Source organism: Herbiconiux sp. 11R-BC (genome assembly GCF_049472555.1).
Lineage (GTDB): Bacteria > Actinomycetota > Actinomycetes > Actinomycetales > Microbacteriaceae > Herbiconiux.
On the sequence record NZ_JBCEBO010000001.1, the window covers coordinates 523,538 to 537,086 of the forward strand.

The 13,549-nt window shown below is 68.4% G+C and carries 12 protein-coding genes; 6 read left to right on the forward strand and 6 right to left on the reverse strand.

Annotation, left to right across the window (positions count from 1 at the left end; translation table 11 throughout):
• Positions 1 to 97: 97 nt before the first annotated feature.
• The 3 genes from VD659_RS02350 to VD659_RS02360 all read right to left on the reverse strand — a co-directional run bounded on the left by VD659_RS02350 (position 98) and on the right by VD659_RS02360 (position 3,200).
• Positions 98 to 1,240: a hypothetical protein gene (locus tag VD659_RS02350; RefSeq protein ID WP_423259537.1), complete on the reverse strand. Its 1,143-nt coding sequence runs from the start codon at positions 1,238 to 1,240 to the stop codon at positions 98 to 100.
• Positions 1,237 to 2,439, reverse strand: a complete 1,203-nt coding sequence (locus tag VD659_RS02355; protein WP_423259538.1) for a sensor histidine kinase — start codon at positions 2,437 to 2,439, stop codon at positions 1,237 to 1,239. Before VD659_RS02355 ends, VD659_RS02350 begins: the two co-directional genes overlap by 4 nt.
• An 89-nt stretch (positions 2,440 to 2,528) precedes the next feature.
• Positions 2,529 to 3,200 carry a response regulator gene (locus VD659_RS02360; RefSeq protein WP_423259539.1) on the reverse strand — a complete coding sequence of 224 codons (672 nt, stop codon included), beginning with the start codon at positions 3,198 to 3,200 and terminating at the stop codon, positions 2,529 to 2,531.
• 99 nt (positions 3,201 to 3,299) lie between these two features.
• Here VD659_RS02360 and VD659_RS02365 point away from each other — a divergent pair, with 99 nt between their 5' ends.
• The 3 genes from VD659_RS02365 (at position 3,300) to VD659_RS02375 (ending at position 8,545) form a co-directional block, all read left to right on the forward strand.
• Positions 3,300 to 4,934, forward strand: coding sequence for an ATP-binding protein (locus VD659_RS02365; protein ID WP_423259540.1), 1,635 nt, complete (start codon positions 3,300 to 3,302; stop codon positions 4,932 to 4,934).
• 37 nt (positions 4,935 to 4,971) lie between these two features.
• Positions 4,972 to 6,147 carry a GGDEF domain-containing protein gene (locus VD659_RS02370; RefSeq protein WP_423260037.1) on the forward strand — a complete coding sequence of 392 codons (1,176 nt, stop codon included), beginning with the start codon at positions 4,972 to 4,974 and terminating at the stop codon, positions 6,145 to 6,147.
• A gap of 109 nt (positions 6,148 to 6,256) precedes the next feature.
• The gene (locus tag VD659_RS02375; protein WP_423259541.1) at positions 6,257 to 8,545 is read left to right on the forward strand and encodes a cell wall-binding repeat-containing protein; all 2,289 of its coding nucleotides are present in this window, start codon (positions 6,257 to 6,259) and stop codon (positions 8,543 to 8,545) included.
• A gap of 70 nt (positions 8,546 to 8,615) precedes the next feature.
• Here the strand turns inward: VD659_RS02375 and VD659_RS02380 are convergent, their stop codons facing one another.
• Positions 8,616 to 9,260 (reverse strand): hypothetical protein, encoded by a 645-nt coding sequence (locus VD659_RS02380; RefSeq protein WP_423259542.1) that lies wholly within the window; start codon positions 9,258 to 9,260, stop codon positions 8,616 to 8,618.
• A 104-nt stretch (positions 9,261 to 9,364) separates the two neighbouring features.
• Here VD659_RS02380 and VD659_RS02385 point away from each other — a divergent pair, with 104 nt between their 5' ends.
• Positions 9,365 to 10,813 (forward strand): glycosyltransferase family 2 protein, encoded by a 1,449-nt coding sequence (locus VD659_RS02385; protein ID WP_423259543.1) that lies wholly within the window; start codon positions 9,365 to 9,367, stop codon positions 10,811 to 10,813.
• 80 nt (positions 10,814 to 10,893) lie between these two features.
• On the forward strand, positions 10,894 to 11,184 hold the full coding sequence (locus tag VD659_RS02390; RefSeq protein WP_423259544.1) for a hypothetical protein: 291 nt from the start codon (positions 10,894 to 10,896) through the stop codon (positions 11,182 to 11,184).
• Between the two features lie 5 nt (positions 11,185 to 11,189).
• On the opposite strand, the gene VD659_RS02395 is transcribed toward VD659_RS02390, so the two are convergent.
• Positions 11,190 to 12,116: a response regulator transcription factor gene (locus VD659_RS02395; protein ID WP_423259545.1), complete on the reverse strand. Its 927-nt coding sequence runs from the start codon at positions 12,114 to 12,116 to the stop codon at positions 11,190 to 11,192.
• 62 nt (positions 12,117 to 12,178) lie between these two features.
• Between VD659_RS02395 and VD659_RS02400 the strand changes: the two genes are divergently transcribed.
• Positions 12,179 to 12,544 (forward strand): hypothetical protein, encoded by a 366-nt coding sequence (locus VD659_RS02400; RefSeq protein ID WP_423259546.1) that lies wholly within the window; start codon positions 12,179 to 12,181, stop codon positions 12,542 to 12,544.
• Positions 12,545 to 12,557: 13 nt separating this feature from the next.
• Here the strand turns inward: VD659_RS02400 and VD659_RS02405 are convergent, their stop codons facing one another.
• Complete coding sequence (locus tag VD659_RS02405) at positions 12,558 to 13,547, reverse strand: glycoside hydrolase family 6 protein (protein WP_423259547.1); 990 nt, start codon at positions 13,545 to 13,547, stop codon at positions 12,558 to 12,560.
• Positions 13,548 to 13,549 lie beyond the last annotated feature (2 nt).

Here is a 13,549-nt window from a genome sequence, read left to right on the forward strand (position 1 = left end):
CTAACAGCAGGCGAACCCGCCGAACGGGCCGCCGATCAAGAATGCGCGAACGATGCGGCAAGCCGCACGAGCATCCGCGGCAACGCGCGGCCCGGCCTCAGGCCAGCCGCTCGATGTCGAACTGCACGAGCAGCTCGCGCCCGCTCACCTGCTCGCTCGCCGTGCGGAACATCAGCCGCACCATGCGCAGGAACGGCAGCACCTCGGCCCGCAGCGCCCGCACGTCGTCGCTCGCGCAGCGCACCATGCCGAAACGGTCGGATTCCCCTTCGATGAACTCCACCACGATCGAGCCCGGCACCGTGAGCGGCGAGGTCTCGAGACCGATGAGCAGGGCCCGGATGGTGGCCCGATCGTCTTCGTGCAGCCGCGGCGAGAGCCCGCTCTCGTCGATCAGCCGGCCCGCGTGGTCGCCGAGGGAGTCGACGTGGCGCGAATCGGTGACGGCTGCCTGCAGGTTCTGGGCGAGCCGCCCGGCCAGGGCACGGTCCTTGGCCGTGACGACGCCGGATTGACGGATGCGGGCGAGGAACGGCACCACCTCGGCCCTCAACCCGCCGATCTCCCCCACCACGTCGTCGTCGACGAAGTCCTGCCGCAACCGGTCGAACTGCTGGTTGCGCTCCTCGGCCTGCATCAGCCGCTCGGCGTAGATGCCGGCGAGCAGCTCGCGGGCGTAGGCCGCGGAGGCGAGCCCGAAGGCCAGAGCCGGTGCCACCGCGACGGTCACGACGATGAGCGGTGGCAGTCCGTCGGTGAAGCTCAGGATGATGTGCACCACCGCGAGCAGCGCGGCCAGCGCCACCGAGATGGCGGCGTAGACGCCGAGCTCGGAGGAGGTGCGGAACGGAGCCGCCGCCATCAGGGCGAGGCCGATGGTGACGAGCCCCCAGTCGTCACGGATGGCCACGTTGGTGCCGAGGCAGCTCAGGGAGTTGAGCACGGTGCCGAGAGCGATCAGGGCGAAGGCGAGCGCGAAGCGGTCGCTCGTGACTCCGGCTCCCCCACGGAAGGCGCTCCGCGCGAACCAGGCATAGCCGCCCGCCAGGGCGACGACGGCGGCGATCGCCATCGGCCACGACGAGATCTGCTCGCGCGTGGCGAGGGTGAGCCCCACCGCGCAGATCAGCGAGACGACGGCCACCACGATCAGGAAGCCCCGCGCGCTGATGGCGGCGAGCGGGTCGAGCTCGAGCGCGGTCGTTCCGCGCGGGGGACGCAGATCACGGGCGCGGCTCATTGCGCGACCCCGGGAACGGTCATGAACACCGCGGTGCCGGCGCCGGGCCGCGACCAGATCTGCACCGACCCGCCGATCTCGACGATCGCGTCGACCACCGTCATGCGAAGGCCGACCGTGTCGACCCCGGTCTCGTTCACGTCGAAACCGACCCCCGCATCCGACACCATCACGCTCAGCTCGGGCGGACTCGACATCACCGAGATCTCGGCCTCACGAACCCCGGAATGCTGCACCACGTTGTCGAGGCACTCCGCGATGGCGCGCTCGAGGCTGCGCAGCGCGGACGCCGACAAGGCGTTCACGGCCTGGATGTCGCCGCTCACCCGCAGCTGCAGCCCCGCCTGCTCGGCGCCGCGAACCACGGCGACGAGCATCGGAACGGTGGCCAGCGCACGCGTCGCGGACCCGCTCGCGCCGGGGACCTCGAGGATGAGCCGGGTGTCGGCGAGGTTCGCGAGGTCGCGGTCGATGGCAAGCAGCTGGCGCTCGTCGAGCGGGCCCGGCTCCCCGGCCGCGATGACCCGCAGATCGTTGAGCACCGTGTCGTGCACCCAGGTCGCCGCCCGGTGGGAGAAGCGCCCGAGAGCCACGTCCTTCTCCTCGGCGAGCGCCGCACCCGACATCAGCGCCGTGCCGCGCGCGGCATCACGCCGCCCCATCCAGAGCGCCGTCACGAAGAGGTTGAGCGCCGCGAAGGAGGCCAGCACCGGCACGTCGGGCGCGAGCGGCATGCCCGCCTGCCAGGCCGCCAGCTGCACCAGCCCCGGGCCGGCCACGAACCCGAGCGCGCCGAGCGTGAGCGACGTGGCCAGCGAACGCCGTGAGATGCCCACCACGAGCACCGCGAACTCGGGCATCGAGAGCAGCACGAAGTCGCTCGAGGGCGTGGGGCCCGGCACCGCCACCGCGACCTCGGCCGCGACGAGGGCGAAGCCGTAGAGACCGGCGCAGGCCACCAGGGTGAAGATGACGGCTCTCGTGAAGGCGGGCGTGAGGAGCGCGAGCACCACGCCGGCCGCGCACACGAGCAGTGCGCCGACGCCGAACAGGATCTCGACGTGCCCGGTGACGGGAATGAGGAGCGCCGCGATGAGCGCTGTGGCGCCGACGAACACGCACGCCAACCAGACGCCGGCCTTGCCGAGAGCGCGACTCGTGGCGACGCCGCCGACGTCTGCCGCAATCTGAAGTGTCACCCGCACCCTTTCGGCCGCGCGCTCCCACGAAGAGCGGCCGCCCACCCTGCCCCATGATAGGCGACACGCGCCCGACGAAAGCCCCGGGCTCAGGCCAGGTAGCCGTCCTCGGCCGCGCGGAGCATGAGGTCCTGCTTCTTGTCGGCCACGCGTCCCTCCGAGGCGTACTGCTGGCGGATGCGCTCGAGACCGTTCTTCACGGCCTGGATGTTCGTGCCGAGGATCATCGCCACCTCCACCGGGCTGTGGCCCGAGGCATAGAGACGCAACGTCTCCTCCTCGTCCTCGGTGAAGCGGATGCTCGACCCGGTCACGCGCGGGGACAGACGCGGGGCGTCGTCCCACGCCACCCCGTGGGGAGCGCGGGCCGCGCCGAGCACGCTGCGCACGGTGTCGACGAGCTCGCTCGCGGGCCGCGCCTTCGACACGAAGGCCGCGGCGCCGGCATCCTGAACCCGCTTCACCGTCTCGGGCGAGTCGAGCGCGCTCATCACCACCACGGCGGCGCCGACGGAGCGACAGATGCGGATGCGCGCCTCGACCGAGATGGGCTCCTTGAGCTGCAGATCCATGATCACCAGCTCGGGCGGGAACTGCGTGTGGCGGGCCATCTCGATCCACGAGGTGGCGCGGACGACGACCTCGAGATCGGGCGCGTTCGCCCCGATCCAGCCGGCGAGGCCGTCGAGGATGAGTTCGTGGTCGTCGACGATACCGACCGTGCGCTGCTGCTCTGTTCGAGCGGTGACGCTGAGATTCACGGATTTCCCCCCGTTCGAGGATATCCGCGGGGCAGATGCTCCGTCCAATCCGGTGCGTGGGACCGCGGGCGGGCATCCGCTTGGCTGTAATCTCAACACATGAGCCCGGGGAGCGACGCGACGGAGGCGGAACGACGCTCCCGTGTCGACCGAGCCGTGTTCCAATCGCAGCTCCTGCTCGCGGCGGCGCTGCTCCTGCTGGTCTGCGCGGCCTACATCTTCGCCCCCACCTCGGTGCTCGACGTGCGCTTCTTCACCGGCGTGGCCGTGGTCTTCGTGCTCACCGGCACGGCCGCGCTGATGCCGTGGTCGCGCCTGCCACGGTGGGCGATCGCGGTGGTGCCGCTGATCGACATCATCGCCATCATCGCCATCCGCAACGGCAACTCCGTACTGGGCGCGGGGCTGCTGCTGGTGTTCCCCGTCATCTGGCTGTCGAGCTACTTCGGGCTCGGCGGGGCCGTGGCGAGCGTGGCGACGTCGTCGCTGCTGCTCTGGGCCAGCGCCGCAGTCACCGGAGGTCCCCTGACTCTGGCGAGCCTGCCGGGATTGCTCGTGCTCCCCATCACCCTCGTGTTCATCGCCACCACGACGCTCACCACCTCGAGCCGCACCGCAGCGCAACGGGGACTGCTCCGCCAGCAGGCCGACCTGCTCGAGGTAGCCCTGCGCCGTGCCCGGCGGCAGGAGCAGACCCTCGACGAGGTGCTCAACGCCGTGACCTTCGCCGTGGTGGCGTTCGGCCGGGACGGCACCCTCAGCATCGTCAACCGTGGGCAGCGGGAACTGCAGGCGCAGTTCGGCCATGACGACGGCCAGGTCGGCAGCACCACGATGTACAAGGCCGACCGCACCACGCCCTACGACCCCGGCGATCGCCCCCTGGCCCGTGCCGTGCAGGGCGAGCGGCTCGATGACGTGGTGGTGTGGCTCGGCGAGCCGGGCGAGCACCGCATCGCGCTGTCCGTGAGCTCGCGTCCGCTGCTCTCGCCCGACGGCGAACTCGACGGCGGCGTGATGGTCTCGCGCGACGTGACGGCCGAGATCAACGCCATCCAGGCCCGCGACGACCTCGTCGCCTCGGTGTCGCACGAGCTGCGCACCCCGCTCACCTCCATCCTCGGCTACCTCGAACTCGCCCTCGACGACGAGACCCTGGACGCCTCGACCCGGTCGATGCTCGAGGTGGCGTCGTCGAACGCCGACCGGCTGCTCGCCCTCGTGGCCGACCTCCTCACGGCGGCGAGCGAGAAGGACCAGCAGATCGTGATGTCGTTCAGCCAGTGCGACCTCGCCGAGATCGTGGGGCAGTCGATCGAGGCGCAGAGCCTCGCCGCCGGCGAGCGCGGCATCACGCTCGAGAACGGCGCATCCGGGCCCGTGCTGCTCGAGGCCGACGGCTTCCGGCTGCGGCAGGTAGTGGACAACCTGCTCACCAACGCCATCAAGTACAACACCGAGAACGGCCGGGTCGCCGTGGACGTGCGCGCCACCGGGAACGACGTCGAGCTGACGGTGCAGGACACCGGGATCGGGCTCAGCGAGCTCGAGCAGACCAAGCTCTTCGACCGCTACTTCCGTGCCGAGGGGGTGCGGCAGTCGTCGATCCACGGCTCCGGGCTCGGTCTCACCATCAGCCGCGACATCGTGCGCCGGCACGGCGGCGACCTGACGGTCACGAGCACGCTCGGCGTGGGCACGACCTTCACCGCGCGCATCCCCCGCTCGCGCTAAACTCCGACTCAGCGATCGATTCGAGGGGGTGGGCCTGATGGTGCTCGACCAGCCGACCCTGCTGCTCGTCAGCGGGCTCGTCATCATCCTCTGCGGCATCTCGTTCATCCTGAACACGGCCATGCGGCGCAACGACGCCTCCGGCCGGCTGTGGAGCATCTCCTTCATCGCCGGGATGCTCACCGCGCTCTCGTTCTCGGTCTGGGGCGTCGCTCCCCACCTGTGGTGGGTGCTCATGGTGGGCAACGCGGCCTACGTCATTTCCATCGGGGCCATCTGGGCCGGATCGCGCGTGTTCAACGGGCGCCGCTCCCACATCTGGATCCCCCTGGCCGCCGGTGTGGTCGTGGCGATCCTGACCGGCGTCGAGGGGCCGGACTCCGGGGTGTGGACCGGGTCGACGGGGCTCTTCATCGGCATCGCGGTGTTCGCGGGCCTCGGCGGGGCCGAGACCATGCGATCCCGGATGCGCCGCAACCTGAACGCGCGGATCCTCAGCTTCTGCCTGTGGATCGTCTGCGCCTACTACGTGCTGCGTTCGTCGATCTTCGTGACCCTCGGGCCCGACAGCAACGTGTTCGTGACCTACTTCGGCTCGTCGAACACCACCATCCTCACCATCCTGCTCGTGCTGGTCGGCTGCATCTCGATGTCGATCCTGCAGGCCGAACGCTCCGGCGCCCGCGCGCTCGGCGACGTGACGGTGGGCGTGCACTCGGTGGTGGGCGTGCTCTCGGCCGCCTCGTTCATGCAGCAGTGGGCCGACTGGGTGGAACGCGCCTCGTTCCACGGCGACCGGCTGGCGATGATCTCGATGGACGTCGACAACCTGCCCCAGATGAACACCGCCTTCGGGCGCACCTTCGGCGACGCCGCCATCCGCTCCGTGGCGCAGATCGTGCGGCACTACGCCCCCACCACCTCGCTGCTCGGCCACACCGGCGCCGGGCGCTTCGTGATCGTGGTGGTCACCTCGAACGCGGCCGACGCCGAGCAGCTGGCCATCCGGCTGCAGACCGCCCTCGTCGACGAGCCGATCGACCCGCAACAGTCGCTGCGCGCCACGGCGAGCTTCGGCGTGGTCGACACCGACGCCTTCGGCTACAGCCTGCCGGCCCTCCGCCGCGCCCTCGACGACGCCACCCTCACGGCCCGCGACGAGGGCGGCAACCGCATCGTCGTCGGCCGCCCCGCGCCGCTCGCGCTGGACTGAACCTCGAGGCTTTCTCGCTTTCCCGTGCCTTCTCGCTCCCGAACTGATAAAATGTCACTTACGGCCCTCTGTGTGGGCCGCCCCGACATCGAATCATACGGAGTACCCGATGAGAAAGTCCCCTCTGTTCGCCTCCGCGGCCACGGTTGCTCTGGCGGCGGTGCTCCTGTCCGCGCCGCTCGCGCCGGCCACCGCGGCGCCCGCCACCGGAGCCGTCGCTCCAGCCGCAGCGCCGGCCCCGGGCGAGAACCAGCTCGTCAGCATCTCGAACACGACTCCGCCCGTTCCGGGCGACAACGTCTCCGACCAGCCCTCGATCTCAGCTGACGGCCGCTACATCGCCTTCGCCTCCAAGGCCTCGAACCTCACCAGCATCAGTCCCGACCGCGTGCGCCAGGTCTACCTGCGCGACACGGTGACGGGCACGACCCGATTGCTGAGCGCCACGCGCGCGGGAATCGCCGGAGACGGACCTTCCTCGTCGCCGTCCATCTCGGCCGACGGCAGCCTTGTCGCTTTCGTCTCCCAGGCCACGAATCTGTATCCTGCCTCAGGTAGCACCAGCCAAGTACTGCTCTGGTCAGCGATCACGGGCACGACCGAGGTCGTGAGCGTGACGAATGACTCAGCGCCACAAATGGAGAACGGCGGCGCAGCCACCGCCGTACTATCCGCAGATGGGAAAACCGTCGCCTGGAGTAGTGATTCCACGAACCTCACTCCAGAGAAGACCTGGGGAGTCCTTCAAGTGTTCGTGCGCGATCTCGTCACGCGATCCACAACCCTCGCCAGTCGGGACAACACCGTCACGCCTGTCGCCGGATCAGGGTGGAATGCGGTCAGCCCGACAATCTCAGGCGACGGCAAAGCGATAGCCTTCATCACGCTCGCACAACTCACAGCCACTCCAAACGCGCATCTCGGGATCTACATCCGTGACCGAGCTCGCGATACCCTTGAATTGGCAAGCACGAACGCCACGGGCACGGCTGGATTAGACCACGATGCCATGAACCCGACCCTGTCGGGAAGTGGTCGATACCTCGCCTTTTCAAGCGGGGCAAGCGACGCGGTCGTCGCCCCTGCCAACAACGGCGGGGTCCAAGGAGTCTTTGTTCGAGATCTTCAGGCAGGCACCACGAAGGCCGGTTCGCTCGACGTCACACATTCTGCTTTGGCGGGAGGCACTAGCCCGACGCTTTCGCCAGACGGCACCCTGCTCACCTTCGTATCCAACGATAGACATATCGTGAGCGACGGCGCCTCCTTCCCCCCAGGAGTTGCCCAGGTCTATAAAACCGAACTGGCGACCGGGAACTCCATTCTCATTAGTAGCGAGGGCTCTCCGACGGTCGCGGGCGCGGCGGATTCGAGTAACCCGGTCCTGTCGGGGGATGGAACGCGCGTTACATACGCGTCACTTGCGGCCAATCTCTCTCCTGTCGGTGATTCAAGTTTCTCCCAGGTGTATGTGCGCGATTCGAGAGACCCCGCGTCCGTCGACCGTGTCGGCGGAACTGATCGATACGAGGTGTCGGCGGCGATATCCTTGTCTCAATTCAAATCGGGCGTCACCACTGTGTACGTCTCCTCGGGCGAAGTGTTCCCCGACGCTCTCTCCGGATCCGCAATCGCCGGAAGCCAGCATGCGCCAATTCTCCTGGTTACCAGGAACAGCATCCCGACGGCGGTCGCCACGGAGCTCACGCGTCTGAAGCCGCAGAGAATCGTCCTCGTCGGTGGCGAGGCGACGATATCGGCGGGCGTCGAGGCGGCCTTGACCGCTTACGCGAGCAATCCGGTCACGAGGCTCGCTGGAAGCGACCGCTATGCCGTGTCCGCGGCAATCTCGAGGCAATACTCCCCCGGCGCGCCTGTGGCATATGTCGCCTCCGGGGCCGTGTATCCAGACGCGCTCTCGGGGTCGGCGGCGGCCGGATTGCAGAGCGGACCCGTGCTCCTCGTGGGGAAGGACAGCATTCCGGCGAGCATCGCGGCTGAGTTGGCAAGGCTTGCCCCTGCGAAGATCGTCGTACTCGGCGGGGCCAACACCGTGTCCGAAGGAGTCGTCACAGCGCTCCAAGCCACGGCGCCGACGAGTCGGATCGGGGGCACGGATCGGTTCGAGGTGTCGGCGAATGTGTCCGCGGCGGCGTTCGGGGCCGGGACGTCGACCGTCTATGTCGCCTCGGGCATGGTGTTTCCCGATGCGCTGTCGGGGTCGGCGGCCGCGATCGCGAGCAGGGCGCCGGTGTTGCTCGTGACGTCGACGAGCGTGCCCGACTCGGTGGCCGCGGAACTGCGGCGGATCAAGCCACGGCACATCGTCGTGCTGGGCGGCCCGAACACGATCTCCGAGGACGTGTTCAACGCCCTGAAGGGCTACCTCGCCCCATAACGACACGCACGAGAGCGAAAGGGCCTTCAACCGTCACGGTTGGAGGCCCTTTCACCGACCGGAGCGCCCGCTAGGGCTGGGCGATCGCGATCGTGAGCTGGTCGGAGGCCGTCTGCTTGGCGTAGTCGGAGGAGCCGGGAGCCGTCTGCAGCAGGATCTCGTAGGTGAACGAGAGCGTGATCGAGGTGGCCGCGGGGTCGAGCGCCGGGATGATGAAGGTCTGGCTGTAGCTGTAGGGGTCTTTGATGTAGTAGCCGGGAGCAACGCTCGCCTGGTCGGTGTTCGCCGGCGGCGCCGGCAGCGCGCCGGTGGGGCCCAGGACCGCGGGGGTCACCGTGACACGCGAGAGGTAGAAGCTCTGGCCCTGGTCGGTGCCGAGCTTGCCCGTCATCGAGAAGCTCACCGGCTTGTTGGCCGAGGCCGTCCACTGGTCCATGCTCAGCGTGGAGTAGTAGTTGATGGTGAGGCCGATGTCGCCGGCCTGCAGCTCGTGCCGGGCCGATCCGGTGGCCAGCTCGTTGATGACCGGGGTGATCGTGGCGGTGGGCGTGGGCACCGGGGTGCGCGACGGCGTGGCCGCAGAGGTGTTGAACTGCGTCTGGTCCCACGGCGCCGTCCCACAGCCGCTGAGGCCCGCGATTGCGGCGAAAGCGAGGGCCGCGACGGCCACGGATCTGGCGGCCCGACGGGCCCCCGATCGACGAATTCCTGCCATCGAGAACACCCTTCCTCTGGCCCTGACCCAATCTTAAGCCGATCTTGAGGCGACCCTAGCGCATTGGCGGGGGAACGCTGTGGGTGGTGCTCCACACTGGAGTCATGGCAGAGAGCATCAACCCCTACGTGACGGACCGCACCGACCTCGGTGAGTCCGAGGGCGAGTTCGGGAACGACTTCATCGAATCGGTGGAATCCCTCCCCTCGTACCGTCCGACCATCGGATGCATCATCCCGGCGTACAACGAGGCCGAGTCCATCGGCGAGGTGCTCGAGTCGCTCCTGACTCAGACCCGCCTCCCCGACGTCATCCACGTGGTCGTGAACAACACCACCGACGACACCGTCAAGATCGCCGCGCAGTACGCCGGTCCGCACCTGAAAGAGGTGGACGGCATCGAGCAGTTCACCGAGGTCTACGTTCACGACATCGGCAAGAACAAGGACAAGAAGGTCGGCGCCCTCAACTACGGCTACCAGCTGGTCGAGGGCTGCGACTTCCTCCTCGGCGTCGACGGCGACACCACCGCTGCTCCGGATGCGGTCGAGCGCCTCGCCGAGGAGATCACCTCGGACTCGCGCATCGGCGGCATCTCGGCGATCTTCTCGATCGACGAGGCCCCGATCAAGGGCTTCATCGCGAAGTTCCTCATCACCGGCCAGCGCTTCCAGTTCGCCGCCTTCAACATGCAGAACATGCTCAAGGGCCGCAACATGGCGGTGCTCGGCGGTCAGTTCTCGATCTTCAGCACCAAGGCGCTGCGCCAGATCATGGTGGAGAACCACCAGGACACCCCCTGGGTGAAGGACTCCGAGGTGGAGGACTCGCTCCTCTCGCTGCAGATCAAGAGCGCCGGCTACCTCACCAAGATCTCGGCCCAGGCCCGAGCCGACGTGGGCGGCATGACCACCCTCCGCGGTCTCGACGCCCAGCAGGTGAAATGGAACTTCGGCGCCATCGAGCTCATGTGGCCCGGTCAGCGCGGCGACACGAAGGGCCAGCCCTTCCACCCGAACCTGCGCCTGCGCTGGTTCGAGAACTTCTCGATGCTCGTCAACCTCGTCACCCGCGTGATGTTCGTGCTGCTGCTGTTCGCATCGCTGTCGATCGGCGCCTTCGTGTTCTCCTGGGTCTGGGCCATCCCGCCGGCGATCGCCATCCTGCTCAACCTCCGCACCGCGCTCTCGATGAAGAACCGGAGCAACCGCGACGTCGCCTTCGCCCTGCTGCTCTTCCCGGCGGAGATCTACATGTGGGTGAGACTCGGCCACTTCCTCCGGGCGTGGACCAAGTTCCTCAGCCGCAAGCAGACCGACAACTGGGCCGCCCAAGCCAAGGCCGAACGCGGCCGCGGCAACGGCTACCTCGTGCCGCTCGTCATCTTCGTGCTCGTGATCGCGGTTCTAGTGCTCGGCTGGTTCCAGCTCGACCCCTTCATGCAGTCGACCATCCTCTGGATCGGCTGGCCGATCCTCGGAGTCATCACCATCCTGCAGACCGTCGAGATGTTCGCGAAGGTGCTCCGCCGCTACCGGGGGTACAAGGTTTGACCCCATCGAGATTCGTCGATCAGGCCGCGCTGTTCTCTCTCCTCTCCGCTCTGGGAGGAGAGGAACAGCAGAGCCGGTTCGTGCACGACTTCATCAACCTCTGGGAGACCCGATCCCAGAGGTTGATGAAAGCTCTGGGCAGCCAGGACTACGAGGACGCGGACGTCGTGCTTCTCAGCATCCGGTCCAGCAGCACCATGCTCGGCGCGTGGCCTCTCGAGGCCATCGCCGGCATGGTGCATTCTGCTGTCAAAGACGCCGATCTGCCCCGCAGCATGTCGCACCTGGCGCGGCTCCACGAAGTGGGCGCGAACACCTGCCGTGAACTCGTTCTCCTCGTGCAGACGCCCTCAGCGGCACCGACGATGTGAGCGGCTCAGTCGTCTTCGGAAGCGGCGAGGCGGTAGCCGACACCGCGCACGGTCTCGATCCAGCGCGGCGTCGTGATGCTGTCGGCGAGCTTACGGCGCAGGTTCGCCATGTGCACCTCGATGGCGCGCTTGTCGGCCTCGCTCACGAAGTGGGCGGTGACGTAGCTCTCGCCGCGGAGCAGCAGCGCGAGGTCGGCCTTGCTGCGCACCCGGCGCTGGCTCTCCATCAGGGCGTTCAGCAGGTCGAACTCGCTGCGGGTGAGGTCGATGGCCTTGCCGTCTTTCTCGGCGAGGCGCATCTCGGAGTTCACGAAGAGGGCGTTGTGCTCGATCCAGCCGTCCTCCTTGTCGTAGACCTTGGGTCCGACGCTCTCGGGAACGACCGGCTCCGCTGCTGCCAGCGGAGCCGCGACCGGCTGCGCGGCCACGGGCTGCGCCGCCACCGGCGCGGGCGCGGCGACCGGAACCGCGGCGGCCACGGGAGCAGCAGCCACCGGAGCCGCGGCGACCGGCACGGGAGCGACCGGGCCGGAGCCGTCGGCCGCGAGAACCTGGCGCGGGCGCCGCATCATCGCCTCGACGCGAGCACGCAGCTCGCGCGGACGGAACGGCTTGGTGAGGTAGTCGTCGGCGCCGGCCTCGAGGCCCTGCAGCGTGTCGATCTCCTCGTCGCGAGCCGTGAGCATCACCAGGTAGGTGTTGCTGAAGGCCCGGATGCGCTTGGCCGCCTCGAAACCGTCTATGCCCGGCATGCTCACGTCGAGCGTGGTGACCATGGGATCGTAGGCACGGACCGCTTGCACCCCGTCGAGGCCATTGCCGGTGGCGATGACCTCGAATCCTGCCTGGGTGAGCACTGTCTCCAGCAGGTGGCGGATGTCAGCATCATCCTCGATGATCACCGCGACGCGTCGTTCCGCATTAGTGTCCATTGCCTTGATGCTACCAACGGTTGGGGAATCCGATGAGTCTTTCCGCGAGAGAGGGCGCGACGGTGGCCGTGGTCAGCAAGGACGAGGCCTTCAGCGACGCCGTGACCGCCTGGCTCCGCGAGCACGACACGGCACTCGAGGTGGTGCTCACCGCCACGAGCTGGGGCGACCTGCTGCACGCGCCGGAGTTCCCCACCGACGTGGTGGTGCTCGACGCCGGGTCGAGCCGACGCAACTCGATCGAGTCGCGCGTGCGCACCATCCGGGCGGCGGGCACCACGGTGATCGTGATGACCGCCGCGGACAGCGGCGACGACGTGCAGCACGCGGTCTCCTCCGGCGCGTTCTGCGTGCTCGACAAGTCGGTTCCGATGGGACTCGTGGCCGAGATGGTGCGCGGAGCCGCCGGGCTGCCGCTACGCCCCTAGCGAGGGGCGCGAGTTACCAGCCCGCGCCGGCCGCGAGATCGAGCGCGCTCTGATTCCACCATTCGCCCGCCGCGGGGCCACCGTTGCAGGTGCCGTCGCTCTCCCCCGGAGGCTTCACCCAGAGGTTCGCATCCTGCGCCGACCCGGACTTCGTGGCGGCCGGCATCGCTCCGAGCGCGCGGCCGGGCGGGTTGCACCACTCCCCCGTGGAACCGTTGCCGTTGCGTGAGGTGTCGATGACGTAGTGCGCGCCGTTCGTGAGGCTCGAGATCTCGTTCGCGTACTTCTGCTCGAGATCGGTCGCGTTGTAGTTCGAGACGTTCGTGGAGAAACCGCGGGCCCGGCTGACTCCGGCACGATTCAGCAGGGCGGCCATGTCGGCGGCCGGGCCCCAGTTCGAGTGGCCGGCGTCGATGTAGACCACGAGTCCCGCGGCGGCGAGGGTGTCGACGGAGGTACCGACCTCGGTGAGCCTCTCGTCGACGTTGTCGCACTCGCTGGCCAGGGCCAGCGCATCCGGTTCCAGAATGACGACCGAACCGCTGCCCTGGAGGCCGGCGGCGATCTCCTTCACCCAGACCGGGTATTCAGCGGTCGACAGACCGCCCGCGGAGTGATTGCCGCAGTCGCGGTTCGGCACCCCGTAGACGGTGAAGACGGGAGTCTGCCCGAGCTTGGACGCCTCGGTCACGAGGCCCTGCACGTAGCCGCCGATCTCGCCCGTCGGGTGCTTCTCCGGCGTGAGCCAGATGGCCGTGGGCACCGCGGCGATCCTGCCGAAAGTGGTGGCGTCGGCCGTGTCGCCAGCATCCGTCGCCGTGGTCGTGGCCGTGGCGGCCTTCGACCCGGGGTCGGTGAACAGGGTCTTGCCGGCGAAGGGGTTGTCCGGGGCGATGCCGCCCTGGGCGAGGATTCCGCTCACACCCACCACCATCGCCGCCAGAACGCCGACGATGGCGACGATGGCGACTCCGAGACCGATGCGCTGCAGCACGTTGCTCACCG

Coding starts and splice junctions, on each gene's coding strand:
- VD659_RS02370 (WP_423260037.1), top strand. CDS start 4,972: ATGGTGCTCGACCAGCCGACCCTGCTGCTCGTCAGCGGGCTCGTCATC.
- VD659_RS02365 (WP_423259540.1), top strand. CDS start 3,300: ATGAGCCCGGGGAGCGACGCGACGGAGGCGGAACGACGCTCCCGTGTC.
- VD659_RS02380 (WP_423259542.1), bottom strand. CDS start 9,260: ATGGCAGGAATTCGTCGATCGGGGGCCCGTCGGGCCGCCAGATCCGTG.
- VD659_RS02350 (WP_423259537.1), bottom strand. CDS start 1,240: ATGAGCCGCGCCCGTGATCTGCGTCCCCCGCGCGGAACGACCGCGCTC.
- VD659_RS02385 (WP_423259543.1), top strand. CDS start 9,365: ATGGCAGAGAGCATCAACCCCTACGTGACGGACCGCACCGACCTCGGT.
- VD659_RS02375 (WP_423259541.1), top strand. CDS start 6,257: ATGAGAAAGTCCCCTCTGTTCGCCTCCGCGGCCACGGTTGCTCTGGCG.
- VD659_RS02395 (WP_423259545.1), bottom strand. CDS start 12,116: ATGGACACTAATGCGGAACGACGCGTCGCGGTGATCATCGAGGATGAT.